Source organism: Campylobacter sp. (assembly GCF_030528245.1).
Lineage (GTDB): Bacteria > Campylobacterota > Campylobacteria > Campylobacterales > Campylobacteraceae > Campylobacter_D.
This window is the reverse complement of sequence record NZ_JAUMZG010000023.1, coordinates 1-25185: the sequence shown is the minus strand read 5'-3', so window position 1 is coordinate 25185 and position 25185 is coordinate 1. Positions and strand designations below refer to the sequence as shown.

Annotated in this window: 22 protein-coding genes; 5 read left to right on the top strand and 17 right to left on the bottom strand. The window is 42.4% G+C overall.

The window, feature by feature from the left end:
* Positions 1-96: 96 nt before the first annotated feature.
* Together ftsW and Q4A73_RS05230 are read left to right on the top strand one after the other, a co-directional pair.
* Complete coding sequence (gene ftsW / locus Q4A73_RS05235) at positions 97-1260, top strand: putative lipid II flippase FtsW (protein WP_303206397.1); 1164 nt, start codon at positions 97-99, stop codon at positions 1258-1260.
* Positions 1254-2267, top strand: coding sequence for a UDP-N-acetylglucosamine--N-acetylmuramyl-(pentapeptide) pyrophosphoryl-undecaprenol N-acetylglucosamine transferase (locus tag Q4A73_RS05230; RefSeq protein ID WP_303206403.1), 1014 nt, complete (start codon positions 1254-1256; stop codon positions 2265-2267). The genes ftsW and Q4A73_RS05230 overlap by 7 nt, the downstream gene beginning before the upstream one ends.
* Here the strand turns inward: Q4A73_RS05230 and Q4A73_RS05225 are convergent.
* The 15 genes from Q4A73_RS05225 to Q4A73_RS05155 all read right to left on the bottom strand — a co-directional run bounded on the left by Q4A73_RS05225 (position 2254) and on the right by Q4A73_RS05155 (position 17663).
* On the bottom strand, positions 2254-2682 hold the full coding sequence (locus Q4A73_RS05225) for a hypothetical protein (protein ID WP_303206395.1): 429 nt from the start codon (positions 2680-2682) through the stop codon (positions 2254-2256). The genes Q4A73_RS05230 and Q4A73_RS05225 overlap by 14 nt on opposite strands.
* Positions 2682-5903 carry a cytochrome c biogenesis protein CcsA gene (ccsA, locus tag Q4A73_RS05220; RefSeq protein ID WP_303206393.1) on the bottom strand — a complete coding sequence of 1074 codons (3222 nt, stop codon included), beginning with the start codon at positions 5901-5903 and terminating at the stop codon, positions 2682-2684. Before ccsA ends, Q4A73_RS05225 begins: the two co-directional genes overlap by 1 nt.
* A gap of 2 nt (positions 5904-5905) precedes the next feature.
* Positions 5906-6601: an ABC transporter ATP-binding protein gene (locus Q4A73_RS05215; RefSeq protein WP_303206392.1), complete on the bottom strand. Its 696-nt coding sequence runs from the start codon at positions 6599-6601 to the stop codon at positions 5906-5908.
* Positions 6588-7358 (bottom strand): ABC transporter ATP-binding protein, encoded by a 771-nt coding sequence (locus tag Q4A73_RS05210; protein ID WP_303206390.1) that lies wholly within the window; start codon positions 7356-7358, stop codon positions 6588-6590. Before Q4A73_RS05210 ends, Q4A73_RS05215 begins: the two co-directional genes overlap by 14 nt.
* Position 7359: 1 nt before the next feature.
* A complete protein-coding gene (locus tag Q4A73_RS05205) occupies positions 7360-8382 on the bottom strand; it encodes a branched-chain amino acid ABC transporter permease (RefSeq protein WP_303206388.1) in 1023 nt (340 codons plus the stop codon).
* 2 nt (positions 8383-8384) lie between these two features.
* Positions 8385-9281 carry a branched-chain amino acid ABC transporter permease gene (locus Q4A73_RS05200; RefSeq protein ID WP_303206386.1) on the bottom strand — a complete coding sequence of 299 codons (897 nt, stop codon included), beginning with the start codon at positions 9279-9281 and terminating at the stop codon, positions 8385-8387.
* Between the two features lie 13 nt (positions 9282-9294).
* The gene (locus tag Q4A73_RS05195) at positions 9295-10410 is read right to left on the bottom strand and encodes an ABC transporter substrate-binding protein (RefSeq protein ID WP_303206384.1); all 1116 of its coding nucleotides are present in this window, start codon (positions 10408-10410) and stop codon (positions 9295-9297) included.
* A gap of 21 nt (positions 10411-10431) precedes the next feature.
* Positions 10432-10854 (bottom strand): c-type cytochrome, encoded by a 423-nt coding sequence (locus Q4A73_RS05190; RefSeq protein WP_303206381.1) that lies wholly within the window; start codon positions 10852-10854, stop codon positions 10432-10434.
* A complete protein-coding gene (locus tag Q4A73_RS05185; protein WP_303206380.1) occupies positions 10851-10976 on the bottom strand; it encodes a hypothetical protein in 126 nt (41 codons plus the stop codon). The genes Q4A73_RS05190 and Q4A73_RS05185 overlap by 4 nt, the downstream gene beginning before the upstream one ends.
* Positions 10973-11479, bottom strand: a complete 507-nt coding sequence (locus Q4A73_RS05180) for a YqhA family protein (RefSeq protein WP_303206378.1) — start codon at positions 11477-11479, stop codon at positions 10973-10975. The genes Q4A73_RS05185 and Q4A73_RS05180 overlap by 4 nt, the downstream gene beginning before the upstream one ends.
* A complete protein-coding gene (locus Q4A73_RS05175; RefSeq protein WP_303206376.1) occupies positions 11479-12501 on the bottom strand; it encodes an aspartate-semialdehyde dehydrogenase in 1023 nt (340 codons plus the stop codon). The genes Q4A73_RS05180 and Q4A73_RS05175 overlap by 1 nt, the downstream gene beginning before the upstream one ends.
* On the bottom strand, positions 12498-13796 hold the full coding sequence (locus Q4A73_RS05170) for a sigma-54 dependent transcriptional regulator (RefSeq protein ID WP_303206375.1): 1299 nt from the start codon (positions 13794-13796) through the stop codon (positions 12498-12500). The genes Q4A73_RS05175 and Q4A73_RS05170 overlap by 4 nt, the downstream gene beginning before the upstream one ends.
* Positions 13797-14113: 317 nt before the next feature.
* Complete coding sequence (locus tag Q4A73_RS05165) at positions 14114-14374, bottom strand: hypothetical protein (RefSeq protein WP_303206374.1); 261 nt, start codon at positions 14372-14374, stop codon at positions 14114-14116.
* A gap of 84 nt (positions 14375-14458) precedes the next feature.
* Positions 14459-15547, bottom strand: a complete 1089-nt coding sequence (gene pheA / locus Q4A73_RS05160) for a prephenate dehydratase (protein ID WP_303206401.1) — start codon at positions 15545-15547, stop codon at positions 14459-14461.
* Positions 15548-15572: 25 nt separating this feature from the next.
* The gene (locus tag Q4A73_RS05155) at positions 15573-17663 is read right to left on the bottom strand and encodes an RNA degradosome polyphosphate kinase (protein WP_303206373.1); all 2091 of its coding nucleotides are present in this window, start codon (positions 17661-17663) and stop codon (positions 15573-15575) included.
* A gap of 195 nt (positions 17664-17858) precedes the next feature.
* Here Q4A73_RS05155 and Q4A73_RS05150 point away from each other — a divergent pair, with 195 nt between their 5' ends.
* The 3 genes from Q4A73_RS05150 to Q4A73_RS05140 all read left to right on the top strand — a co-directional run bounded on the left by Q4A73_RS05150 (position 17859) and on the right by Q4A73_RS05140 (position 20256).
* Positions 17859-18452, top strand: coding sequence for an NUDIX domain-containing protein (locus Q4A73_RS05150; RefSeq protein ID WP_303206372.1), 594 nt, complete (start codon positions 17859-17861; stop codon positions 18450-18452).
* Between the two features lie 324 nt (positions 18453-18776).
* Positions 18777-18965, top strand: coding sequence for a 50S ribosomal protein L28 (rpmB, locus tag Q4A73_RS05145; protein WP_303206399.1), 189 nt, complete (start codon positions 18777-18779; stop codon positions 18963-18965).
* 160 nt (positions 18966-19125) lie between these two features.
* Positions 19126-20256, top strand: coding sequence for a methyl-accepting chemotaxis protein (locus Q4A73_RS05140; protein WP_303206371.1), 1131 nt, complete (start codon positions 19126-19128; stop codon positions 20254-20256).
* A gap of 1529 nt (positions 20257-21785) precedes the next feature.
* Here the strand turns inward: Q4A73_RS05140 and Q4A73_RS05135 are convergent.
* Together Q4A73_RS05135 and Q4A73_RS05130 are read right to left on the bottom strand one after the other, a co-directional pair.
* Positions 21786-21962: a hypothetical protein gene (locus Q4A73_RS05135; RefSeq protein WP_303206370.1), complete on the bottom strand. Its 177-nt coding sequence runs from the start codon at positions 21960-21962 to the stop codon at positions 21786-21788.
* Between the two features lie 791 nt (positions 21963-22753).
* Positions 22754-22936, bottom strand: a complete 183-nt coding sequence (locus Q4A73_RS05130; RefSeq protein ID WP_303206369.1) for a hypothetical protein — start codon at positions 22934-22936, stop codon at positions 22754-22756.
* Positions 22937-25185 lie beyond the last annotated feature (2249 nt).

Sequence of the window (25185 nt, the reverse complement as noted above, 5' to 3'; positions counted from 1 at the left end):
CGCAAGTTCAAGTCTTGCTAGTCCCACCAGGGGATGAGTTGGGTTTGTTGAAATTGAAACAAAATTGATATTCCCACAAAAATTTTTGGAATTCTAATGTTCGCCGATAAGCAATTGTTTTATTTAAGCTGCGTTTTGATCACCATAGGCATAATTTTTTCCTACTCATTAACCACTTTCACCATTCTATTTTACAACTACAGCGAATTTCATTTTTTCGTGCGTCAGCTTTTTTTCGGCGCCAGTGGGATTTTGATCATGTTTTTCATCTCAAGGCTCAATCCCCACAGCAAGCGCTCGCAAAAAATCATCCTAGCCATACTCATCGCCTCCTTCCTTTGCATCCTCGCCCTGCCCTTTTTACCCACGCATCTAGCCACCCAAAGCGGGGGCGCCAAAAGATGGCTGCGGCTGGGTCTTGTTTCCATCTCCCCTGTGGAATTTTTCAAAATCGGACTCATTTATTTTTTAGCCTGGTCCTACACAAGGCGCATCGATGAGGACAAAAAAGCCATCAAGCACGAAATCCTCATCCTCCTACCCTACTGCATCGTCGCTAGCGTGGTGATAGGCTACATCTACATCACGCAAAACGACCTCGGCCAAAGCGTGATTTCCTTTTTCCTCATCCTTGCCCTCGCCTTTTTTGCAGGGGCTAGCAAGAGGCTTTTTGCCTTTGGCATGCTCATCGTGATGATGGTTGGTATTATGGTGATTTTGAGCAATCAAAGACGCATAGAGCGCATCAGGCTCTGGTGGGGGAATATCCAAGAAGCCTTTTTGCCGATGCTGCCAGAATGGATGGCAAGCACACTGAGGGTGAGCGCTAGCGCAGAGCCTTATCAAATTTCACACTCACTCAACGCCATAGCCCACGGGGGATTCTTTGGCGAGGGCTTGGGACTTGGAATTTTCAAGCTGGGCTTTCTCAGTGAGGTGCATACGGACTTTGTGCTCTCAGGCATCACAGAAGAAATAGGTCTGGTGGGCCTATCGGTGATTTGTCTGCTTTATTTTTTGATGATTTTGAGGATTTTCAAAATCGCTGGCCGCTGCGAGCAAAAGCAAGACTTTATTTTCTGCTCAGGCATAGCCCTACTCCTGCTTTTTTCCTTTTTTATGAACGCCTTTGGCATCATCTCCCTCACGCCCCTAAAGGGCGTTGCCGTGCCGCTTTTAAGCTACGGCGGCAGTTCGATGTGGGCCATTTGTGTGGGACTGGGCTATGTTTTGATGATTTCCAAAAAGGTTAAATTATGATGGTTTTAACGGGCGGGGGCACTGGCGGACACCTAAACATCATCAAATGCCTCCTAGAAAGTGCCAGCAGGAAGGGTCTTGAGTGCGTTTATATCGGCAGTGAAAACGGGCAGGATAGACTTTGGTTTGACAATGAAAAGGGCTTCAGGGAGAAATTTTTTCTCAGCTCAAGGGGCGTGATGAATCAAAGCGGAATGGGAAAATTCCACGCCCTCGCCCACATCTTCAAGCTCTCCAAGCAATGCCAGCAAATTTTTAGCGCTCACGGGGTCAAAGCCGTCTTCAGTGTGGGGGGTTACAGCGGTGCGCCGGCCTCCTTTGCGGCGCTTTTTAGCCGTTTGCCCCTCCTCATCCACGAGCAAAATGCAAAAAGGGGAGGCTTGAATTCCCTCCTAAAACCCTTCGCAAGAGGGTTTTTTAGCGCCTTTGAAAAGGAATTTGCCCCCTATCCCGTGAGGGATGGCTTTTTTGACCTAGCAAGGAGACGGGAAGGGCTTGGATGCATCATTTTTTTGGGCGGTTCGCAGGGGGCTAGCTTCATCAACGATCTGGCCCTAAATTTAGCGCCAAAGCTTGATCAAATGGGCGTTAAAATCATCCACCAATGCGGAGGGAAGGACCTGCAAAAATGCCAAGAAGCCTACGAGGCCTTAGGAATTTCGGCCGAAGTTTTTGATTTTTGTCCGCACTTGGAGGAAAAGATGCACCGAGCCGACCTTGCCATCAGCAGGGCGGGAGCTAGCACGCTTTTTGAGCTTTGTGCCAATGCCCTTCCTTGCATCTTCATCCCCTACCCCTACGCGGCGAAAAATCATCAGTTTTTCAACGCCAAATTCCTCCACGACAGGGCCCTTTGTCAAATTTTCACCCAAGAGCAAGCCTCCGCAGAGGCCGTTTTTAAAGCCATAGCCTCCATAAATTTGCCCCACATCAGCCAAAATCTTGAGGGCATAGCGCAAAAAAACGCCGCAGAATTTTTGCTCCAAAAGGCCCTCAAGCTTTTTTAAGCCCCCTTTCCTCAAGCCCCTTTTGCTCATAAGCGTCAATGTCTTTTCCGTAGGAGTTGGAAAGCTTTTTAAGCCCCCTGTTTAAAAAGCCGATGCTTGCGGCACTGCTTTTAGGATTTGACGCGAAGGCGCGCACGAATTCTAGCTTCTTTTTCACCTCCTGACTGAGCTCTTTTTGGGTTTTAGAGCCCAGTGTGTGCGTGGAAATGAAGATTTCTGCGAGCTCTCTTAGGTCATTATCGCTCAAATTTTCATCCCGAGCCCTGCTTATCATCCCGTCCAAATCCATGCTTGAGCGGCCTTGTGGAGCATTTTGCGCCCTCTTTTTGCCCCCGCTGAGTATGAGGAGGGTGATGAGGGATAAAACGATGAGCAAAAAAAGCGTCCCGAGCAAGAAAAACAAAAAAGGCGCCATCACAAACCACCGACAAATTCACGCTTTCTCGCCGCAAAAAGCGCCAAGATCACCATAAAAATAAGCCCCCAATAAACATAGCTTGGAATTTGTGTCGCCTCACCTGCCGCGTAGGAGTGCAGCCCGACTAAGAAATAATTGACCCCAAAATAGGTCATGATGATCGACCAGTAGGCGAACATGCTCCACAGGGCGAAGATGAATTGATTGGCGTAGCGGGGTATGAGGCGCAAATGCAAGATCGCCGCATAGATCAAAATGCTTATGAGTGCCCAAGTTTCCTTACTGTCCCAGCTCCAGTAGCGCCCCCAGCTCTCATTCGCCCAAATCGCGCCCAAAAAATTCCCCACCGTGAGCAAACAAAGCCCCAAAATCATAGCCATTTCGTTGATTCTGGTCGCTTCTGTGATGTTTTTTAGGATATTTTGACGCGACCCCTCGCCCCTTTTCAAAAAACACATCAGGACCAAAACGAAAATTCCAAGCAGGGCGCAAAGCCCTAAAAATCCATAGCTAGCAGTGATGACAGAAACATGAATGCTCAGCCAGTAAGAGTGCAAAACGGGCATGAGGGGGGTGATTTGAGGATTGGCCTCGCTAAGATGCGCTACTCCCAAAACAACACCGGCCAAAATGGAAGTCAGGGACAGGGATATGGGGCTTTTTTTGGAAAATAAAATCCCAGATAGGGCCAGGGCCCAGGCGATATAAACCATGCTTTCATAGGCATTGCTCCAGGGCGCTCGCCCTGCCAGATAGGCCCTTGTGCCAAGGGCCAGACTGTGGGCGAAAAACACGAGGACATTGAGATAATAGACCGCCTTGAAGGGGGTTTTGATCGCTAAATTTTCTTTAATCATCTTAGCCAAAACCAAAACGAGCAACAAAATTCCAGCCAAAAGATAAACGGGAGCTAGCCTGAGAAAGGGCTTGATTTCATTGACGAAGAGCTCGATTTTGATTTTGAGCTCGCTGGGGATGAGGGCTTGGCCGAATTTATTTTGATAAATTCTAATGAGCTCTAAAGCCGCATCCGCCTTAGTCCAATCCCCATTTTGCAAGGCCGCATCCACTGAGGAAAAATAATTCCCAACCAAGCTATAAACAATACCCCCCTCCTCGCCCTCAAGCTCACTCACAAAGGGCGGCAGCCAAAGATTGTTCGCATCGTTTTGCTTGGGGATGATTTTGAGCAAAATTCCGCTAAAAATGTAATTGAGGATGTTTGCCCTCTCATCCAAAGCGATCAGCTCTTTGTCCAAAACCCCTCTGGCGTTGGGATTTTTGCGGTTGGCATTTTCCACATGGCGCTGCAATTTATACGCCCCGTCCTCAGTGAAAAAATCATCAAAAGCAATAAACTGCTTGCTGGGGATTTTTAAAATTTTAGCCAGCTCATCGCGCACGGTCTTGTTTTTAGGCATCGCGATGAAGGGCTCATTTTTCCACGCTTTTGCGCCCATCATCATCGAGAGCATCAGGGCGCTGGCATCTTGATTTTTATACGCATCGTTTTTGTGAATTTTCTCCAAAACCTCCCGCGCCAGGGTGTCTAGAGGGCTCATTTGGCCATTAAATTTCTGCACCATGAGGGTGCTTAGTTTTGCGGCATGATTGGCATCGATGATGGGGAGCTGATTTTGAGCCTCCGCCCTTTGTAGGCTAGCGAAAAACAAAAGAAAAATGAGCGAGGAGAAATTCCGCATGGCGTCTTTATTGATGAGCTTGGATAGGGTTTGGAATCGGGAGTGAGGATTGAAAAAATTCAAAAACATCCCCAAGCAGAGCAAAAAATACCCCGTGTAGGTGGGGATCTTCCCGGGGTCCTTATTGACTGAGAGTATCGTGCCGCCCTCGTCCTCGTAGTAGGAGCTTTGATAAAAACGATAACCTCGATAATCCAAAACATTATTCATAAAAATTTCATAATCAAACTCCGCCCCGCCATCCCTCACCCGCACCTTGCTCGTGTAAGAAGCGGGAGAATTAGACCCCGGATAACGCTGCATCACAAAGTCCCTAAGATAAAGCTCAAAGGGCAATTCCCGATAGCTCAAATTCCATGCGATGAAAAATTTCTTCCCCCCAAGCTCCACCGCCAGGGGCTTATCATGCTCAAAAACAAAAAGCTCCTTGCTCGATCCCTTGTAAGAAAGCTTGAGTTTTAGGGCATTGCGTCCCTTCAGCTCCAGAGCCTGATACTCCTTGCTCATGGCAAAATCTTTAAAGTGCAGTAGCCAAGGCTCTTTCCACTTTTGGGGCTCACCGAAGGAGGACACCAAAAGCGTCCTACCTGCCTCCATGCAAGCACCCTTGAGCCAAAGCCAAAAGCTCTCATCCTGAGGCCTGTTGGCGCCCACCACACTTCGAGTCGCGTGCAGGGAGGCAAATTTGACGACAAAATGGGTTTGATGGAGCTCATAAAGCCTTCTGATCTTCGCGTCCTCTTTAGAATTTGCGGGCAAAACCGCTCCTTTTCCATCCTCCATGCTCAAAAATTTCAAATCCTCACTGGAGCTGAGTTGTAAATTTTTATCGATCTTCACAAAGGGCGCGGGAGCAGCATCGTTCATGAAGGAAAAATTCACCCCATCGATGGTCTTAATCTCCCCCTTGCCAAACTCCACAACACTCCCAGCACTACCCTGTGAGGACACCATCAAAGCCAGAAGGGGCGGGGCGTCTGCGGCCTCTTTGAAATCATAATCCGCATCCAAAATCAAATTTTCATACCTAAGCTCCGCTCTATCCTTCATATCCAAGCGCATCATGAAGGCATTGGCAAAGGGCAAAAGGGCGATGTGGGCGTCATTGACACTGCTATAAAGCTGCCCATCCTCGGATGCGGAAAAACGCACCGAGGTCTTGGCGCTCTCAATGACAGAATTGGCCGCATTTTCTCTAAGATAGAGCACCCCCTCAAAGCCACCATAGCGCGTCATCGCGCTGCCGATGAGTATGCATAAAAATGAGGCGTGAAAAAGCGCTACGGGAAGTTTTTGCACCCTAAGCATCCTGTAAGCGAAGATCCCGCAAAGCAAATTGATGCCCAGCAAAAGCTGGATGTATCCAAACCAAGTCGTGCCATAAACCATAGCCCAAGCGGTCGGGGTTTTGTAGGCGCTTTCAATGAGGGTCGCCAAAGCACAAGAAAGCGCAAAAAGCAAAAACAAAACGATGGAAATTCTCAGATCCCCCACCCCTTTTAAAGCCCGCCTCATCCCTACAATCCTAAATATTTTTTTCTAATATTGTCATCGTGGATCAAATTCTTAGCCATATCCTGCATTGCGATGAGTCCGTTTTCTAAAACATAGGCATAATCGCTAATTTTCAGGGCGCTGAAGGCATTTTGCTCCACCAAAAGTATGGTGATGCCCTCCTCTTTCAAACGCACGATAATCTCAAAAACCTCGCTCACAATCTTAGGCGCAAGCCCCAAAGAGGGCTCATCGAGCATCAGGAGCTTGGGCTCGCTCATCAGGGCTCTTGAGATGGCTAGCATCTGCGCCTCGCCCCCGCTTAAATTTCCCGCTAGAGCATTTTTTTTGCTAGCAAGGCGCGGGAAAAGTTTATACATTTGCTCTCTTAAGTGCTCATAATTTTCGCCATTGTTATAGGCGCCGATTTTTAAATTCTCCTCGACGCTAAGATTGATAAAAACCCTACGCCCCTCAGGCACCAGTGCGATGCCCCTTTGCACAAGGGTATGCGTCAAGTGCCTCTTGGTTTCATAGCCCAAAAAATTAACCTCCCCGCTTTTTTTCACAGAATTTAAAAGGGCCTTGAGTGTGGAGGTTTTGCCCGCTCCGTTTGAGCCGATGAGGGAGACGATTTGCCCCGTTTTGACCTCAAAATCGATGCCCTTTATAGCCTCAATCAAGCCATAATAAACGCGCAAATTCCTAACCACTAGCATCAAAATCCCCCAAATAAGCCGCGATCACCTCCTTGTGATGCACCGCATCGCTCAATTTGCCCTCAAAAATCGTCCTGCCATAATCCAAAACCAAAACCCTATCACACAGAGCATTCACAAATTTCATATCGTGCTCTATCAACAAAACGCCGATTTTATAGTCCTCTTTTAGCTTGAAGATGAGCGCGGCTAAATCCTTGCTTTCTGCGCTATTCATCCCGGCGGCTGGCTCATCGAGAAGCAAAAGCTTGGGCGCGGTCGCCATGGCCCTTGCGAGCTCCACCTTTCTCTGCTGCCCGTAGCTCAAGCTTGTCGCCTTTTGCTGGGCGCAATTTTCAAGCCCAAGCTCCCTTAAAAGCATATGCGCTCTGTCTTGAAATTCACTCTCCACCCTCCCAAATCGCCCCCAGTTTAAAAAGGCCTCTAGGATGCTGTATTTCATTTGACGATCAAAGCCTATGAGGACATTTTCAAGCACGGACATGCTGGAAAAAAGCCTGATGTTTTGAAAGGTCCTCGCTATGCCACAATGCACAATTTTGTGAGGTTTTAGCCCGTCTATCCTCCTGCCCTCAAAAAACACCGCGCCGCTGCTTGGCTTGTAATTGCCCGTGATGATATTAAAGAGGGTCGTTTTACCCGCGCCATTAGGACCGATGAGGGCGAAAATTTCTCCCGAGCCAACCCCAAAAGATGTCTCATTGATGGCCATCACGCCCCCAAAGCTTTTTGAAATTTTTTGAAGCTCCAAAATCACCCTAGCGCCTTTTCAAAAACTCACTCAGCTCTCTATCCCCCATCAACCCCCTCCTCGCAAAAAGCATCACTAAGATAAGAATGAGAGAAAACACGACCATCCTCAAACCATACCCCGTGCTCAATTCCACGCCCAAAATATTGGCCTGGAATTTAAGCTCGTCCAAAAATCGCAGCCATTCTGCCCCGCCGATGACTAAAATCGCTCCCAAAATCGCCCCGCTTGTGGAGCCAAGCCCCCCCAAGACGATGATGATGAGAAGCTGAAAGGTCAGTAAAAAGTCAAACTGCTCAGGCGAAACCGTCGTCAAAAGACAGGCCAAAAGTCCGCCGCCCACGCCCTCCAAAAAGGCCGAAGTGCCAAAGGCTAGGGTTTTGATCCAAAAGGCATTGATACCCATGGCGCTGGCTGCGTCCTCATCGTCCCTTATCGCCCTCATCGCCCTGCCGTATTTGGAGCGGACGAGGTTTAAGATCAAAACCACCGCGAGGATGGCGATGCCGCCCGTGTAGTAGATGTTTGAGTAGGCGGGGATTTCGCTGATGCCGCGTGAGCCATTGGTGAGGGTCGGGAAACTGAGGGCTAGAAGCTTGATGATGATGCCAAAGCCCAGGGTTACGATGGCCAAATAATCCCCCCGCACGCGAAACACGGCAAAGGAGAGGATGAGGGAGAGCAAGAGGGCGCAAAGCCCGGCCGTGAGTAGGGCTAGGATGAAATTTGGCGCGTGCAGGGCTAGGATGAGGGGGTGAATTCCATCGTAAAAAAACTGATCCTCCTTCGCCTCCGTGCTCAAAAGCATCAAAGCAGCGACATAGGCGCCCACGGCGACAAAGCCGTTAGGCTCTAGGGAAAACTGCCCAGTGACGCCGTTGATGAGATTATAGCTCACGGCTAGGATGATGAAGATGGCGATTTGATTGACGATGCTCATGCCATAATCGCTAAAAAATTTGGGAGCAATGAGGATGAAGGCTAGGGCTAAAAACAAAAACGAAAGGTGCGAAATTTTTACCCTGCTCATCGTCAAAACCTGCTTTTTTCAAAATTTATGCCCAAAATTCCCGTGGGTCTAAAGAGTAAAATGAAAACCAAAAAGATGAAGGCGAAGGCGTCTTTGAAGCCAGAAATTTCAGGGAAAAAGGCCACGGCTAGCACCTCAGAAAGCCCTATGATCAAGCCCCCGATCACGGCCCCCACGACAGAGCCTATCCCCCCCAGAACCGCCGCCGCAAAGGCCTTGAGGCCGATGAGGGTCCCCATAGTGGGCGCGACAGAATAATACATGCTCGCCCAAAAAACCCCCCCCACAGCCGCCAAAGCAGAGCCTAGTGCGAAGACCATCGCGATGATGCGATTGGCATCAATGCCCATTAAATTCACGGTTTGTATGTCAAAGGCGAGGGCGCGGATGGCGATGCCGTATTTGCTTTTGTAGAGGATTAAAAGCACGATGATGAGGATGAGGAGGGTGAGGAGGGGCACGAGTAAATTCCCAAAACTCATACTCAGATCGCCGATGCTAACAGGTCGCTCAAAATAAGACGGTGGCGTGAAGGCTCTCGGGGTGGAGGTGAAGAGTAGGTTGAAGAAATTTTGCAGGAAAAAGCTGATACCGATGGCTGTGATGAGTAGGGAAATTCTAGGAGCCTCTCTTAGAGGCTTGTAGGCGATCCTATCCGTGGCTATCCCCACCGCCATCGCAAAGAGCATCGCTAGGCACAAGGAGCCCAAAAAGGGGACATCAAGACCGACGATGCAAAAAAGCGCCGCGTAAGCGCTCACCATCATAATGTCGCCGTGCGCGAAATTGATGAGGCGCAAGACGCCATAAACCATCGTGTATCCCACAGCAATGAGGGCATACATACTGCCAAGACTGAAGCCATTGACAAGTTGCTGTAGGAAGAGACCGAGATCCATCTAGGCGCATCGCTTAAGGATTGATGGTGTCTTTGTAGCTTTGCTTTTGATTTTTAATCTCTTTGACAACAACCGAGCGCGTCGCATTCCCGCTCTCATCGATGCTGATCACACCAGAAACGCCCTCATAATCTTGAGTTTGATGAATTTTTTCATTGATGCAATCGGGGGTGAGGTTCCCCACGCAGGCCTCGAGAGCGTTGAACATCACAAAATAAGCATCCGCGCCCATGGCTGAGAAATTGGACACCTCTCTCGTGCCTTTGACTTTTTCATAGTTGGCGATAAATTCCTCGCTGCGTTTGGTTGGAGGGTTGTTGAAGTCAAAACTATCGGTGAAAATATAGCCCTCACTAGCATCCGCGGCTAATTTGATAAAGCTCTCATCCGCCACTCCATCAGCTGAACCCATAGGCGTGTTCAAACCCGCGCTTCTTGCCTGCCTTGCAAACAGGGAAGCTTCATTATAGTAAAGCGGTAGGAAGATAAAATCGGGATTGAGTCCCTTAAGCTGCGATACGATGGCTTTAAAATCCTTATCGCCAGAATTGATCCTGATGCTTTTTAAAATTTGACCCCCCCTAGCGCTGAATTCTTTCTCAAAGGCCTTTGCAAGCCCCAAAGAATAATCCGTGCTTTGATCCAAAACAATAACGGCGCTTTTGTGGTTTAAATTTTCGCGAACATACCTCGCTAAAGAAGAGCCCTGAAAGCTATCCATAAAACAGACTCTAGAAGAATAGCTTTTCTTCTCCAAAAGCCTGTCCCCAGTCGCGGCCGGTGCGATGATGGGGATTTTATTGTCCTCAGCCACCCTCATCGCCTGCAGGGTGTTGGCCGTTATCATCTCGCCGATGAGCCCTATGACCTTATCCTTGGAGACAAGGCGCGTGGTCGCGCTTGAGCTTTCTAGCTTGTCCCCCTTGGTATCCACCACCACAAGGGTTACCTTGTCGCCATTGCTTAGGGTCCCTTGCATGGAATTGGCCAACTCAATGCCCACCAAAGCGCTCTGTCCATAAGCCGCCACAGCGCCCGTTAGAGGCATAACAACGCCGATTTTGACTTCTTTAGCGTATAAAAAATTTGCTAAGGCCAAAACGCCCAAACTCAAAATCATCTTTTTCATCGTTTCTCCTTTATATTGAAATTATTTGATAAAAATTCCGTGCTTTGTCTTTTGCGGAGGCTCTTTTTCTAGCAAATCTTCAGCCTGAAGCTTCACCGCAAAGTCCTCGCCCTTAATGTAGGCGATAAGCGTGTCCATGTCGCTATGACTTAGCTTTCTGGAGTGCGTAACTCTATTCATCGCACCGCCTTCCAAATCATAGCCGATCAAGGCCGCCTTGATGTCCGCAGGACTCATATCCTTTAGCGCCTCAAAATTCGCCGAACTCTTCTCGCCAAGCTCCCCGTGGCAAGTGTGGCATTTATTATGAAAATAAAGCTCCTTCCCCTTTTGCGTGTCATAATTTTTACTCGCATCAAAGGTGTAAGTGAAAAGGGACTTCAAATCAAAGCCAAAAAGCCCCAGTGCAAAAATAGAGCTCAAAAATAGCCATCGTATCATCATCTATCCTTGGTGAGATTTGCGATGCGGTAGGAATTTAAAAAACGATCAGGGGTCAAAATCAACGCTTTTTTCATCATTTCTCCTAAAACGATGCGGATTATAACCAAAAAAGTTAAACTCAATGCCCGCCCTTGTGCAAAAAATAAAGCCCCACGCAAAGGGCCAAAATCGACCCCGCCAAATACGCCATATCCACAGGCGTGGTGAATTTCATCTGCAAAACCCGCTGGAAAAAATTCACCACCAAGACCATGATGATGACTTTTGCAAGCTTATCCTTAAGCGCATCGAGGCTATGCACCTCCAAAACCTTGCTTTGCTTGGTGTGCTTGAATTCCTCAATCTCACTGATGAAAAGCTCATACACCCCAAAGGAAAAAATAAACAAAACCAAAGCCATCAAATACAAATCCACCGCCCCGATGATGAGCCCCACGACATCCTCGTGTAAATCCACCCCGGCCCCGGCTACGAAGAAGTATTTGTAGGTAAAAAGTATCACCTTGAGCACATCATAGCTGGCGATGAAAAACAAAACAAAGGCCCCCACAAGGCCGAAAATCACGGGTAAAATCGTAACCACACGACTCCTGATCAACAGGGATTCAAAAATTCTCTCCAGCATCATCTCCCCTCCAGCTCAAGCCATTTTTGCGCGATGCGCACAGCATTGGTCGCCGCGCCCACACGAATTTGATCGGCCACACACCAAAGATGCAGCACATTAGCCCGGCTCAAATCCCTGCGAATTCTGCCCACATAAGTTTCATTGGTATCGCTCGTAAAAAGCGGCATGGGGTATTTTTTGCTCTCAGGCTCATCGATGACCACCACACTGGGCGCTTTTTGTAAAATTTCCCTCGCCCTTTTCACATCGACCTCCTTTTCAAAATGCAAGCTCAAAGCCTCACTATGGCTCCTAAGCACCCCCACGCGCACACAGGTTGCTGAAATTTCTAGCTTTTTGTGGAGGATTTTTTGCGTTTCATTGACCATTTTAAGCTCCTCTTTCGTGTAGCCATTGTCCTCAAAAAGATCAATGTGAGGGATCAAATTCAGGGCCAAAGTATGCGGGAAGGTCCTAGCCTCAAAGCCATCCAGCCTGAAGGCAAAAAATTCCCGCAGCCCCTCCACCAGCTCCTCCATGCCCTCCTTGCCCGCACCACTGGCCGCCTGATAGGTCGCCACATCGACCCTTTTGAGATTGAAAACCGCGTCCAAGGGCTTTAAAACGTGCACCATTTGTATGGTTGAGCAGTTGGGGTTGGCGATGATGCCCGTTTTGCTCCACTGCGCTATGTCCTCAGCGTTGCACTCGGGCACGACAAGGGGCACATCCTCGCGCATCCTAAAATGGCTCGTATTGTCGATCACCACAGCCCCCGCCTCGACCGCAAGGGGGGCGTATTTTTCACTCACGCTCCCCCCAGCACTGAAAAAGGCTATGTCGACGGGATTCGCCCTAAAGACAGCCTCGGTGAGCTCTTGGACCTTGTAGGTTTGGCCCCTAAATTCCACCGTGCTCCCCGCGCTTTTCGCACTGGCTAATGGCAAGATGCTTTGCACAGGGAAATCAAGCTCCTCCAAAACGCCCAAAAGCTCCTCCCCCACAGCGCCCGTAGCGCCTACTATGGCTATTTTTTTCATGGCTTGTCCTTTATTTTATATTTTTTGATCTTCTCCTTCAAAATTTCAGGCCCCATCCCCAAAAGCTCCGCCGCCTTGTTTTTATCAAATTCCACGCTTTTGAGCGCCTCCTCAATCAGCTCTTTTTCTAAATTTTTAAATTCTTTTTTAACGCTTCTAGCCTCCAAAAACAGATCTTCTTTCGTGATCTTCTCCCCCTCACTCAAAATGCAAGCCCTCTGCACCACAGAAAGCAGCTCCCTGACATTGCCCGGAAAATCATAATGCAACAAGGCCTCGCGCGCCCCCTCATCAAGCTCCTTCGCCTCCAGCTCATACTCCTTGCAAGTCTGCTCCAAAACCCTAGCCGCAATGGGCAAAATTTCATCCCTGCGCTCTCTTAGCGGGGGGATTTGTATCGGCACGGTGTTGAGGCGGTAATAGAGGTCGCAGCGAAACGCGCCCTCCTCGATTTTCTGCTCCAAATTTGCATTGGTGGCGCTGATGATGCGGGTGTTGATTTTGATGGGCTTAGTGCTGCCAAGTCGCGTGATTTCTTTCTCCTGCAGGGCTCTTAAAAGCTTGGCCTGAATTTCATAGGGCATTTCGCCGATTTCATCCAAAAAAAGCGTGCCCTCATTGGCCATCTCAAAAAGCCCTATTTTTGTGGCATTTGCATCGGTGAAGGCCCCCTTTTCAAAGCCAAAAAGCTCGCTCTCGATCAAATTGGTAGGGATGGCGGCCATATTGATCGCCACAAAGGGCTTTTGCGCCCTCTTGCTTTTTTTGTGGACATAGCGAGAAAAAAGCTCTTTACCCACCCCGCTCTCGCCAAAAAACATCACCGCAGCGTCCGTTTTGGCTGCCCTTTCGCTCAGTTTCAGGACCGCTTCCAGCTTGGCCGAAGTGCCAAAAAATTCCTCGCTTTCTAAATTTTTCCCCCCCCCTTTTTTCACGCTCGTTTTTTCACGGATAAGCTTCGCGCGCTTGATCGCAGCGACTAAGGTGTCGACATCAAAGGGCTTGGTTAAAAAGTCTTTCACGCCCAGGCGCACAGCCTCGATGGCGCGACTTAGCGTGGCATTGCCCGTGATGATGATGAAGTCGTATTTATCCCCGCAGGCCTTGACGAATTCTAGCCCGTCAAGGCCCGGCATGTTGATGTCGGTGATGATCAGGTCTGTATCCTCATCGAGCTTTTTGAGGGCCTCGGTGGCGGATTTGAAGGCTTTGATTTTAAATTCCTCATACTCTGCCAGAGCGATTTCTAGGGACTTTCTCATATTGATATCATCCTCAACTATGACCAAATTCATCGCGATACCTCTTTTGAAAATTTGACAACATTTTAACAAAAAGGACTTTAAGTAAGGTTAAGAATTTTTTAAGTGATATTTTGGTGTTTTTGTCGTTTTAAAACGAGTTTTACCTCGCACCCGAAAACTAAAATTCAAAAACTCACTCAAATCAAATCAAGTTTATAAATTAAAAGCCTTGAACTTTACCTAATCAAAGCCATTTTGATTTAAGGGTCGTTGTCCTTAGCGATGAGGCACTAATAAAAACTCATTTTTTAAAATAGCCTTTTGTCAAAATTTGACAGCATTGCTTTGATGACAAAATGCACCGAATACTAGATAAAAGACTCCACAATGTCGCTTTTGTTGCCCTTTTTCGCCTCCGCCCATAAGAAATTGATGGGCTGGAAAAGTGTCTTTGCGCTATAACTCACGCAAAAATCAATGCGTCCAAGAATCTGCGTGGAATCTAAATTTTTCAAAAGAGCCTTTTGCTCTTTATCGAGCTTGATGTTCTCACTTTGCGGGTTTGGGCTGAAAAAATCCGCCGCGACCCTTGCCTTAAGCTCTTCTTCAGGGAGGTTTAGGGGATACATTGAAAAATCCCTTCATTCCACTCAAAGGCTTCTTGTGAGCCCCATCCGCGGCAGCTTTTTTGTGCGCAAACTTTCACTTTCAAGCTACCCCCTTTCCGCCAGATACGAGCCCAGCCAGAGCAGTTTATGCGCCCTGACCTCCTCCAGTGCCCCCCGCACCCGCTCCTCCTCGATATGCCCCTCAAAATCCATATAAAAACTATGGCTAAATTCCGTCCCGCTGGGGTTTTTGACGGGGCGACTTTCGAGCTTAGTGAGGTTGATTTGCGCCTTTTTGAAAACCAAAAGCAAATCCGCCAAGGCTCCCGCCTCATCGCGCGTATGCACGAAAATGCTCGTCTTACACCCCTCACAAAGCGCAAAATTCTCATCACTCAATATCAAAAAACGCGTCCTATTTGCTGCATTATCCTCGATCCTCTCATACAAAAGCGGCACCTTGTAAAGCTTGGCGGCAATTTTGGAGCAAATCGCCGCGCCATCCCTGTCCTTGCTGGCTAAAAATGCGGCGTTTGCCGTGCTTTTACTGGCGATAAATTCCACCCCGTCCAAGTGATGACTTTCTAAAAAAAGGCGGCACTGATGATAGCCCTGCGGATGCGAATAAATGCGCCTGATGCCCTTAATATCGTCATTCAAGCTTACAAAAGAATGATGGATGTCCATATAAATCTCACCAAAAATTTTAATCTCCTCATACTTTGCAAGGCAGTCAAGCGTCAGCCCCACCGCCCCTGCGGTATTATTCTCCACGGGGACGATGCCAAATTTTGCTTGCTTGTTTCGCAGGGCCTTAAACACATCCTCGATCCCTGCCAAGGCCAAATAGGAGCTCAGCGCCCCGAAACGCAAATGCGCCGCCTGATGCGTGTAAGAACCCTCAGGCCCCAAATAGGCCACGCCTTGAGCCTTTTCTAAATTCCTAGAAACCGCAAAAATCTCCCCGTAAATCGCCTCGATGGCCTCGCGCTCAAGTCGCCCCTTTTGAGTCCTTGAAAGCTCTTCCAAGCGGCTTAAAATTGCCCTTTCACGCTCAGGGCGGTAAATGGTGGAATTTTGCTTGTTTTTCAGCTCTCCTATGCTCTGAACCAGACGCATTCTTTCATTGAGTAGGCTTAAAATTTCATCATCCAAGCGATCGATCTGTGTGCGTAAATTTTTTAACATAACCATTCTCACAATCTTAAAATACCTAAAACTAACTCTCCTTAAAAAGCTTTGAGGCTAGATTTGTGGCGCGGCTTTGGTCGGTATCTTTCTTGAAAGTTTTGTAAATTTTGCCGATAAATTCCTCCAAGGTTTGATGGAAATCAACCGCACTCTCTTCGCTCCTAGCTTGGATTTTACGATACTCACCATCACCATCAAGGGCGTAGCTTAGGACATTGTCGCTCAGTTGGAGTTTTAAAATTCTAGCCAGTTTTGAGCGCGACCTCTCATCAAAAATGGGCGTCATCAACTCAAGCCGCCGCTCTAAATTTCGCGGCATCCAGTCCGCACTTGAGATGAAATAATTGGGCGCGCTGTGCTTGAAGTAAAAAATCCTCGCATGCTCCAAATATTTGCCGATGATGCTGCGAACGCGTATGTTTTGACTGTAAGGAGTGCCGGGCCTTAGGCAGCAAATCCCGCGGATGATCAAATCAATCTGCACCCCCTTGCAAGAAGCCTCATAAAGTGCGCTGATCACATCCGCATCTACCAGTGAGTTCATCTTAGCAATGATGGCGCCCTCGCTGCCCTTCTCACCCTCTGCCCTTATCATCTCCAAAATTTTTTCCTTGATCTGATGCGGACTCATGGCTAGGGTCTGCAAGCGGCGATTTTTATTGAAGCCTGAGAGGATGTGAAAAAAACTCGTGGTATCCTTAGCAAATTCACTGCGCGCGGTAAAATAGCTCACATCGGTGTAAATTTTAGCGCTGCTGGCGTTGTAGTTGCCCGTGCCAAGATGCATGTAAAATTTAAGCTTATCGCCCCTTTTGCGTATGATTTGCGAGACCTTCGCATGCACCTTAAAGCCCGTGATGCCGTAAATCACATGCGCTCCTGCATTTTCTAGGGCCTTGGCCCAGTGGAGATTATTTTCCTCATCAAAGCGCGCTTTAAGCTCCACCATCACCGTAACCTGCTTCCCATCGCTGGCTGCATCGATGAGGGCTTGGACGATGTTTGAGTTTTTCTCAACCCTATAAAGCGTCATCCTGATGGAAATGACCTCAGGATCCTTGCTCGCCTCTTTGATGAGTTTATAGACGGGATCAAAGCTCTCAAAAGGATGGAGGATCAAAACATCTTCTTTATCGATGGCGTCAAAAATGGACGAATTTTCATCAAAAGGCGGGAGGGTTTTGGGGGTGTAGATGGGGTTTAAAAGATGCGTGAAGACCTTATTGGAGGCGATTTGCCAAAGGGGGGGGAGGTTGAGGAGGGTGGCATACTCATAGACATCTTTGTGGAAAATTTTTGTGTGGGTGTTGAGGAATTCCAAAATCTGCTCATCCGCGCCCTGCTCGATTTCAAGCCGCACGAAAGCGCCTTTGCGGCGTAGTTTCAAGCCCTGCTCCAAAATCATCATAAAGTCATCCGCCTCCTCCTCCTCGATCACAATGTCGGCATTTCGAGTAACCCTAAAAGCCGCCGAGGCTAGAATTTTAAAGCCCGGAAAGATCTCCTCGGCATGCTGCTTGACGATGCTTTCTATCGGCACATAGGTGTTGGAGCTTGGCTCATAAAAACGCGGCAAAACCCTAGGAATGCGTATCATCCCAAATTTAACAAGCTCGGGATTTGCCCTGTCGCAAATTTTCACGGCCAAAGAAAAGGAGAGGTTGTTAAGATGCGGAAAAGGATGCGTGGAATCGACCGCGATGGGGACGATCACGGAGAAGATGTTGGAAAAAAAATACGCATCGCACTTTGCCCTCAGGTCCTCATCAAGCTGCTCGTAGGATTTGACGAATAAATTTTGCCCTGCTAGCTCGGCGATAAGCTCGTGAAAGTACTTTTCTAGGAGCTTTTTCTCCTCGTGGATGTACTCGCGTATGGCCTTGAGCTGCGATAGTGGCGTCATTTCATCGCCCCCGCCGGCATTGACCCCTGCTAAAAAAAGCTGTTTGAGTCCTGCGACCCTTATCATGTAAAACTCGTCCAAATTCGTGCAGTAAATGGCGATGAATTTCAACCTCTCCAGTGCGGGCAAATCCCTAGAGCACTGGTCTAAAACGCGAGAATTAAAACGCAGCCAAGAAAGCTCTCTGTTCAAAAACATACCGGACTCAGCTTGCATGAAATTTCCTTGAAATTTTTTGGATTATTTTAGCATAGCATTCAATCAAGAATCGTGATTTTGAAATTTTCTTGCATTATTTCTCAAATAAATATTCACTGCAAGGTAAGCATAATAAAAAAATTTTTAGAGTATAATTATCCCTAAAGTGATAAATCATTTAACTGAGATGTGAAACCTTTGGAGAATTGTTATATGCGTTTTAAAAAATTAAAAGAAGTAGAATTTGTATCCTCAAATTATATTAAACCCAAAAGATTCGCTTATCAAAGCAAGGGAAAAATTTATACTTGGGATTTTATTGAGGTTAAAGACAGTGTCTCCATACTTTTATACCATAAAGATTTTGAAAGCTTTATTTTCGTACGACAATTTCGTATCCCGCTTTGGTATCATCAAAAAAATGATAAAAATTATAAAAAAGATAAAAATATGGGATTAACTATTGAGCTTTGTTCTGGACTTGTTGATAAAAATTTGACTTTGGAAGAAATTGCGAGAGAGGAGTGCGAAGAAGAGCTGGGATATTCACCTAAAAATTTAGAAAAAATTACTGATTTTTATACGGGTTTTGGTTCGGGTGTAAGTAAACAAAGTTTTTATTTCGCTGCGGTGGATGAAGGAGATAAAAGAACTAATGGTGGTGGCATAGACGGAGAACAAATTGAACCCATCACGGTGAAGGTTAAAGAATTTGAAGAATTTATAAAAAACAACATCCATACTCCCTTAATGAATTTTGCATATTTGTGGTTCATGCAAAACAAAGCTAAAGATTTTATATCTTAAAATTTTTCATTGCAATGTCCATAAAATTTTATTAATAATATATTAATATTTTAGCCAGAAGGTCATTGTTTGGTTTGAATACTTTAAAACATAATTTTTTCAAAAAATTTATATCGGAAATAAAAATATTCAAACAACAAAATTTTAATGAATATTTATAATCAATATTTAAAAAATATTAAAAATTTCAATAATATAAAATTTGACAAAATTATTCAAAAATGTTACAAATTGGTTACTGATATGCTTTAAAAGAACATAATTATGCAATTCAGTATAGATAATGTTTGTTTTGCTTTCAAAGTTTTAATTGAGGATGATCCAATGTCAAGAATGTGTCAGGTTACTAAAAAGCGTCCAATGATAGGAAATAGCGTGAGTCACGCCAATAATAAGACTAAAAGGCGTTTTCTACCAAACTTGCGTACTGTTCGTATTAATTTAGAGGATGGAACGAAAAGAAAGATAAGAATTTCAGCTTCGTTGCTTAGAACGCTTAAAAAACAGAAGTGACTATTAAAGCATTCTTGTAAGTTGCAGCGCTAAAACTTTAAGTTTAGCAAGGAAAAGTTATTTTCGCTTTTGAAACATGGAAATAACTTAGTGCCCTTCTCTAAAATTTTAGTTGAAATGAGGTTTTATCTATGCTTTTAAATATATTAAGGAGTTTTTAATGTTTATCAAAAATAAAGCCGATCATTCAAGTCTAGAAGCATTAAGAAATGAGAATCAAGAATTACTCAAACAAATATCCAATCTTCATGCTGAAAATATAGAGTTAAAGCAACAAATCTCTACCTTGGAACTGGGAAATTCTGAATCTACTCTTAGAACAAATCTTCTTGAAATTTTGATGGAAAATGTTTTGAAAAATATTAATATTGTACAGGAGGATATGTTAGAAAATGTTGATAAGGCTGAATTTATTTCAAGCTATTCGCAAAATTCATTAAAAGCAATGAATGAGCTAAGTCATATTACTCAATCTATCAATGCTTCACTTACAGATATCGTAGAATCGGCGAACAAATCTAGAGATACGGCAGAAACTTTGCATCGTAGTGTTGATGAAATTTCTAATGTTATCAATCTTATAAAAGATGTTTCAGATCAAACCAACCTGTTGGCACTCAATGCTGCCATTGAAGCAGCAAGAGCCGGTGAACATGGTAGAGGTTTTGCTGTTGTGGCTGATGAGGTGCGAAAATTAGCCGAAAAAACTCAAAAAGCGACTACCGAAGTTGAAATGAATATAAATCTCTTAAAACAGAATGCCAATGAAGTATATTCTCAAAGTGAGCAAATAGAAAAACTGTCGTCCAATTCAAACTCTCATATTGTCAACTTTTCCGATAAATTTAATGGACTTGTCCAAGAAGCACATTCAACCAACGCTAATGCGGCCGGGATAACATCCGAGGCTTTTGTTTCTCTAGCAAAACTTGATCATATTGCTTTTAAGCTTAATGGTTATAAGGAAATTTTTTCTAAATCTGGTAAAGTTCTCATAGATCATATTTCTTGTCGTTTAGGAAAATGGCTTTCTGAAACAGGTAAAGAAAGATTTGGACTTAACGAAAGTTTTTCAAAAATCAATGAACCACATCAAAATGTTCATGAAAATATGAATGCAGCAATTCACATTGCAAATCTAGAGAATATTTCCGATATAGCAACACAAAATAAAATTTTAAGCAAGTGCCAAGATGCAGAAAGCGAATCTTTAAAGCTTTTTGCAATTTTTAAAGAAATGATAGAAAAAGATGCGAAGTTAAGAAATATATCCAATAAAATCTTGTCTTAAGTGGCGTATTGATCTACAAACATAAACTAACTTAGAAAATGTTATCATTTAAAATTATCGATTTTAGCCTTAAAATTTTCTATTGATTTGTAAGGTAATGTGTAAAAAAGCTTTCTATGCTGGGGAAAGTAATGCCCTTTAAGATTATCGGCAAAATAAATATAACTTGCTCTAATTTCGTTAAGTTTATTCGATCAAAAAGTATAGTTTTCGTTATTTTTACTCATCCAAATTATCGCAATTTCTCGAACGCTATTTGTTTTAATTTTTTATTAAAATTTAAGCGATTCTCAATATTCTTCCCATTTTGATTTGAGATAAATAATAAATAATATGAATGAATTAAAAAGTTTAAAATTTTCTTGTGTTTCTTAATTAACAAAAAAATACTTTTTCGCATTAACACAGCTGAAATTATTCTACATCCAAAGAACCCATTAGAGATATACTAAACCCATAAACTCTCAAAAACTTTTTAAATTATTTTTAAAAAATATACTTATATTTCATTTTGGTTTAGATAAATATCAGAAAAAGACATTCATTAGCTCGTTAGAACTCTAGGTTAATTTTATGTCTTTTACCCTATTTTAACCTCAAAAGGCGTAATCTTTTAAACCAAATAAGTAAAAGAATGCGATGAAATTATCATAAATCTTGCATTTTGACATAAATCAGTACAAATAAATAAAAAAATAAATACAAAGAAAGCGAATCAAATCCTTACGATTTTTGTCTTGGTTTTATATTAAAACAAAAGGTTCATCTTAAAGAAAATAAACTTCCGATCAATAAAATTTTTTATAAAACAAATTAAATAAGAAACAATTAAATGCAAATAAAGTCGAATCAATGAAATAGATTTATAAATGCTTAATTTCATTGGGAATTAATAAATGTGTGCTAGATGAAAAAGTTAATCAGAATGCGGTAAAAAACATCAGAGCAATGAGTTTTTAATAATATTGTTCATTCAATCAACGACCGAAAAAACTCGAGATTCGTGCGGATTGTTTATTTTTGAAAAACATCAATGAAATCAAAACTTATACAAAACTTTGAAAAATTTCTTTGCCACCTAACAATTTATTCTGATAATAAAAAATTCAAATTCTATAAAGATTTTAAATTCCACTCTCGCAAAACAAATTCATCGTTCGCATGATAATTTATTAAAAAATTTTTAAACCCTCATATTTATTTTTGATTTTCTTAAAAGTTTTAAGATATCCACTCCATTTTCCCAATAAGCTTTTAAAAATTGCTCCCAAAATAAATTTTTATTTCATCTTTATAAGTTTCTTTATGTTTGTTTTCGCTTTGAATGAGGATTTTTTGATGGAAATTTCATTGGAGGCATTTTGCCTCGCTTAACAAAGCTTGAGACTTTTTAGAAAAAGCCAATACTTTAAAATCCTCCACGCTTAAATTCTGTCTCAATACGCCAAAAAATAACTCACTTGGATCAAAATATATGCTATTCATTAAGAAATTCCCACAAATTCTCCACTTCATTTTCATTCATATTTTTATCCAAACCCTGCAATTTGCCAAAAATTAGTCTCACCCTCTGCGATGTGGTAATCGGTTTTTTGCTCTGACATAAAGGCTATAAAAAGTCCCGATTTATAAATATTGCCATTTTCATCAATGTAAGCTTTTTCGTTAATATCGTATGGAAGATAGGAAAATAAATTTTCACTCAATGGTTTTGCATCTAAACTAAAAAAGTCGTTGTTAAAATAATATTATTTTTGGGGCCATAATTTCCATAAATATTATGATGGAAATTTTCATATTCTTTTTCATCAAAGGAATAAATTTTTGTGATATTAAGGGTATTTTATCAAACCCAAAGGCTTGAGGAATGCTATCCAAATCCAGCAGATTAAAGCTTTTCTTCGAATCATCCATAAGCTGGGAAAAAAATTTATAAACGTTTTGGATGGTTTGCCTTAAATCAAGTTTTGAAAAATTTGCGCTGTTTTAATATGTCAAAAAATTTTTCATGCTTTTTGAGTGGATTTTTAAGAAGAAGGCAAATTCATCTCCCTATTAAAATCGCTTGTCAAAAAGCTCTCTTGGTCTGTTTTATGGCCCAAAAATTCGCCGTGAGATTTTTTTGTTTGGATTTTGAAATTAACGCATAAGCCCTAGTATCAATGCTCGCATAATGATTGCTTAAATTTAAAGTCGCTTTACTAAGCCACCAAGTCTTCTCTCAAAGTCCGCCCTATAAGCTCTGCTTAATTTTTTTACGGCTGGATTATTATTAGTGCGGAATTCGTGTTAATTCTATGAATGCCATTTCATCGACCATAACGACACCATAAATAAAATATACAAAACTTTCGCTTTTTAGAAACTCCATATTTCTTTTAACGATGTAGCCCACTAAAACATTTCTTAAACTATCATCATTAGTGACCCTGTAAATTGCAACCGCTTGTTTATAAGTTGTAGTTTGATTTGAAATTGCTAGAATATTCATTTTCAGCTATAAAAAAGCATTGGTTCTATACCCACCCTTAACCTCTTTCATCTCATCAAAGCTAAGTTTTTTCACACCCACACTTGCATCCCTCAAAACACCATTGCTAACCTTAGCCAAAAAATCCCCAGCAAAAACAAAATTTGAAAAATAAAAAAACACAAACAAAAATGCAATTAATTTTTTCATAAGCCAATGATTGATTAATAAATTCAAAACTCACATCGGCCATTTTGGCAGAAAATCTAACAATCATTCAAAATAAATATCTCTTGCTTTATCAAGTGATTTATTTTGGTATCACTATGATAAGGAAAAACATTGTAAAAACTTTTTCTTGTCCTTATAGTCGGAGATCCCGCTTGATCATCGCTCCCAAAAAAGCATTATCGAGCCTTTCATTTCATTTGTCAAAAAATACATTTTAAATTTGTAAAGGATGGGGATTGAGGCAATTTCACAAAACAAGATTTGCAAAATTTGTCGCGAAAAGATGGGATAGACTATTGGCAAAAGCTACAAAGTGGTGATGCTTTTATTTGGAAGCTTACTGATGAAAATTTAAGGAAAAACTACCTTACTGGGCAAATTAGATAAACTTGATAACAATATGAACAACTATAAAATAAAAGAATTTTTATCCTTTATAGATGCAAATTCTTTAAAATACTCTTATGAGTAAGATGGTTGAGGTAATCTCATAGGCGATAATTTATCCATAGAGGGCTATGTAAACAGGGCTAAAAATTTAGAAAACGATAAGCCCATTAAAATCTTTGAAGATTTGGGAAAAGAATGCATTCAATTGGTCAATTCTGATATGAGTCTGGATGAATTTAAAAAAATATTTAGATTTTAAACAAAGGCACGATGAGTTTTTGAAATCGCTAGAAGAAGCCTAAAAAGCAAGAGGTATGGATAATAGTCCTATAAAAAACACAAGCAGCAAAGAAACTTCAAAAGAAAACAAAATCCTTTAAACCCATGCAGGCAGAAAGTAAAAATAAAAAAACCTACAAAGATGAAATAAAAACTTATTTTTAGGAGCAATTTCTAAAAACTCAGCAGAAAAATGGAGTAGATATTTTAGAGCTTTTGGAAAGATTCAATAAACGAAAAATAGATATAAGAATTTAATTTTCATTTTATTTGGGTTGCCTGATATTTTTTATAAAGTGGCGCTATGTCTGATAGTTGCACCAAGATATGCTTGCCTTTTTTAAAATTTTATCCAATAAAACAAAAATTATTTGAATTATTTTTCAACCAGCTTTTCTTTCTTGCAAAATATCTCTTGCATTCTTTTTAATTCATTGATTTTATCCTGCCATTGCATGGTGGTGTTTTTTCATAAACAAAATTTAAAAACTTATAAATTCCATCTGCCAATTTATTTTAAAAATTTTTTAATAGGAAGTTTGATTTTTTTGACCCTCTTATAATGAAAATGTTGCTTTGTAAAGTTTGATGATTGATTTTGTTCTTTTGCATCTTTTTGGTGTTTTTAGCTTGTTGCGGCGTTCATAAATATTTTTGAGTTACATTTCGCTTTCGTTTCTCGTTTAAATGCTTTTCTTTTGCATTCAAATCTATTTCTTAAATTTTTTGAACTTTTTGCGCGTTTCTCTCTCCTTTTCCCTCTCTTCCTTTTTTTTCCTGACTTCTTTTTCTTTTCTCGACTTAAATCGCTTTCTAGGGCGTTTAATTTTGAATTTGGTTTTAATTCTTTTCGTTAGTGTTGATATTTAAATTTTAATATTAAAAATTTTGCCTTATCAAATTTGAACTCCTATTTTGCAAGAATTAAACTATGCCGGTACCTAATTTTTTTATTCGCACAATCATCTAAAAATTGATTAAAAATTTGCAAGAAAGCTCTTTTTTAGTTTTTACAATCACTTTTTAGCTTAAAATATTATGTGGCATTATTTTTTGCAATAATATACAAGCTAACTCTATTCTTTTAGCCCATTCAAAAAAACAAAAATCATTCTTTATTTTACGAATATTCCCTGCAAACAAAATTGAACCACATCCTTGATAAAAGTTAATTTCATTTCAAACCTTTCTATATTTGGCAATATTTGGGCTTTCATTTTAAGATACATTTCATAGATATGTATTCATTTAATGGCCATTAATTCATAAAGCCATGGTTATAATTCTGCAAATAAATTGTTATTCAGTTTTAATTTATTTCCATATTTTCACAAATCTATGTTTGTATCTAGTATCTATGTTAAAGACACAGCGAACTTTTGATGTCATTTTTTTATACTAATATCCAAAGCATTATGCGAACTTTTTTAATCATCACATATTCAAATAAAAATTTTACTTAAAAGTACCGTAATGTTTTAAAAAATTTTTAAACACAGCGAACTTTCAGCTACCAAAAAACAGCTGATCATTCCCTACAGGAACTTGCCGATAATTCT

What these genes read in the sequence shown, in the direction of transcription:
- ftsW (WP_303206397.1), top strand. Translation starts at nt 97, where the DNA reads ATGTTCGCCGATAAGCAATTGTTTTATTTAAGCTGCGTTTTGATCACC.
- Q4A73_RS05225 (WP_303206395.1), bottom strand. Translation starts at nt 2,682, where the DNA reads ATGGCGCCTTTTTTGTTTTTCTTGCTCGGGACGCTTTTTTTGCTCATC.
- ccsA (WP_303206393.1), bottom strand. Translation starts at nt 5,903, where the DNA reads ATGAGGCGGGCTTTAAAAGGGGTGGGGGATCTGAGAATTTCCATCGTT.
- Q4A73_RS05215 (WP_303206392.1), bottom strand. Translation starts at nt 6,601, where the DNA reads ATGCTAGTGGTTAGGAATTTGCGCGTTTATTATGGCTTGATTGAGGCT.
- Q4A73_RS05205 (WP_303206388.1), bottom strand. Translation starts at nt 8,382, where the DNA reads ATGAGCAGGGTAAAAATTTCGCACCTTTCGTTTTTGTTTTTAGCCCTA.
- Q4A73_RS05200 (WP_303206386.1), bottom strand. Translation starts at nt 9,281, where the DNA reads ATGGATCTCGGTCTCTTCCTACAGCAACTTGTCAATGGCTTCAGTCTT.
- Q4A73_RS05195 (WP_303206384.1), bottom strand. Translation starts at nt 10,410, where the DNA reads ATGAAAAAGATGATTTTGAGTTTGGGCGTTTTGGCCTTAGCAAATTTT.
- Q4A73_RS05190 (WP_303206381.1), bottom strand. Translation starts at nt 10,854, where the DNA reads ATGATGATACGATGGCTATTTTTGAGCTCTATTTTTGCACTGGGGCTT.
- Q4A73_RS05180 (WP_303206378.1), bottom strand. Translation starts at nt 11,479, where the DNA reads ATGCTGGAGAGAATTTTTGAATCCCTGTTGATCAGGAGTCGTGTGGTT.
- Q4A73_RS05175 (WP_303206376.1), bottom strand. Translation starts at nt 12,501, where the DNA reads ATGAAAAAAATAGCCATAGTAGGCGCTACGGGCGCTGTGGGGGAGGAG.
- Q4A73_RS05170 (WP_303206375.1), bottom strand. Translation starts at nt 13,796, where the DNA reads ATGAATTTGGTCATAGTTGAGGATGATATCAATATGAGAAAGTCCCTA.
- Q4A73_RS05165 (WP_303206374.1), bottom strand. Translation starts at nt 14,374, where the DNA reads ATGTATCCCCTAAACCTCCCTGAAGAAGAGCTTAAGGCAAGGGTCGCG.
- pheA (WP_303206401.1), bottom strand. Translation starts at nt 15,547, where the DNA reads ATGGTTATGTTAAAAAATTTACGCACACAGATCGATCGCTTGGATGAT.
- Q4A73_RS05155 (WP_303206373.1), bottom strand. Translation starts at nt 17,663, where the DNA reads ATGCAAGCTGAGTCCGGTATGTTTTTGAACAGAGAGCTTTCTTGGCTG.
- Q4A73_RS05150 (WP_303206372.1), top strand. Translation starts at nt 17,859, where the DNA reads ATGCGTTTTAAAAAATTAAAAGAAGTAGAATTTGTATCCTCAAATTAT.
- rpmB (WP_303206399.1), top strand. Translation starts at nt 18,777, where the DNA reads ATGTCAAGAATGTGTCAGGTTACTAAAAAGCGTCCAATGATAGGAAAT.
- Q4A73_RS05140 (WP_303206371.1), top strand. Translation starts at nt 19,126, where the DNA reads ATGTTTATCAAAAATAAAGCCGATCATTCAAGTCTAGAAGCATTAAGA.
- Q4A73_RS05130 (WP_303206369.1), bottom strand. Translation starts at nt 22,936, where the DNA reads ATGAAAAAATTAATTGCATTTTTGTTTGTGTTTTTTTATTTTTCAAAT.